Raw genomic sequence first — 1,090 nt, forward strand, 5'->3', positions numbered from 1 at the left:
TCGGGGGCCCGTGCGCTGCGCACGGGCCCCCGACGCGCCTGCTGGAGCCGATTTTGCACTCAGCGTGGATTCACGTATGGTTCTCCAGTCGCGCCGGTGAGGCGCGAATGCAAGGCCTCGTGGCGCAGTTGGTTAGCGCGCCGCCCTGTCACGGCGGAGGTCGCGGGTTCGAGTCCCGTCGAGGTCGCTGGAACGATGATTTCGGTCATCGCCCTGGCCAGATAGCTCAGTTGGTAGAGCGTTCGACTGAAAATCGAAAGGTCGGCGGTTCGACCCCGCCTCTGGCCACTCCGAGAGACTGCCGCGAAGCCCCACCCGGTTCCACCGGGTGGGGCTTCGTCGTGCACCCCGTCCTGTGAGGCGTGATTCACGGGCGCCCCACAGGGTTCCCCCAGCATCCCCGGCCTAGCCTTGCCCCATGCCCAACCTGAGCGAGTGGATCACCCACACCATCGAGACCCTCGGCGGCCCCGGCCTGGCCCTGCTGATGCTTCTCGAGACCGTCTTCCCGCCGATCCCCAGCGAGCTGGTGCTCCCCCTGGCGGGCTTCACCATCGGCCAGGGGCAGATGGGCTGGGTGGAGGTGATGCTGTGGACCACCGCCGGTGCCGTCGCCGGCGCCTGCCTGCTGTACGGCGTCGCCCGGGCGTGGGGCCGGGAGCGCACCATCCGCTGGATGGCCAAGCTGCCACTGGTGGACGAGGACGACGCCGACGCCGCACACCGCTGGTTCGACCGCTACGGCAAGGTCGCGGTCCTGACCGGCCGGTGCGTGCCCGGGGTCCGCTCGCTCATCTCGATCCCCGCAGGCACCTCGGGCATGCCCTTCGGCACCTTCTTCGTGTACACGCTCCTGGGCACCCTGGTGTGGAACGGCCTGCTCGTGGGACTGGGGTACGCCCTGGGCGCCAACTGGCAGGCCGTGGAGGGCGTCGTGGGGATCATCAGCAAGGTCGTGGCCGTGCTGCTCGTCGTCGCCGTGCTGTGGTTCCTCTGGCGCAAGGCGCAGCAGCGCCGCGCCAGCCGTCCCTGAGCACCCCGGCGCCCGCACGACGGACGCGAGGAGGGGCACCCCGTGGGGTGCCCCTCC

General features: G+C 70.3%; 1 protein-coding gene and 2 tRNA genes. All 3 read left to right on the forward strand.

Translation table 11 applies throughout. The features are described 5' to 3' along the window. The first annotated feature begins 113 nt into the window (after positions 1-113). A tRNA-Asp gene (locus tag HMPREF3099_RS02815) sits at positions 114-187 on the forward strand. 28 nt (positions 188-215) lie between these two features. Further along, positions 216-288, forward strand: a tRNA-Phe gene (locus HMPREF3099_RS02820). Between the two features lie 130 nt (positions 289-418). Beyond that, a complete protein-coding gene (locus HMPREF3099_RS02825) occupies positions 419-1,033 on the forward strand; it encodes a DedA family protein (RefSeq protein WP_070703753.1) in 615 nt (204 codons plus the stop codon). Positions 1,034-1,090 lie beyond the last annotated feature (57 nt).

Source organism: Kytococcus sp. HMSC28H12 (assembly GCF_001816045.1).
In the GTDB taxonomy this organism is placed as follows: domain Bacteria; phylum Actinomycetota; class Actinomycetes; order Actinomycetales; family Dermatophilaceae; genus Kytococcus; species Kytococcus schroeteri.

Excerpts from the sequence above, each read along its gene's own strand:
- HMPREF3099_RS02825 (WP_070703753.1), top strand. The coding sequence starts at position 419 with ATGCCCAACCTGAGCGAGTGGATCACCCACACCATCGAGACCCTCGGC.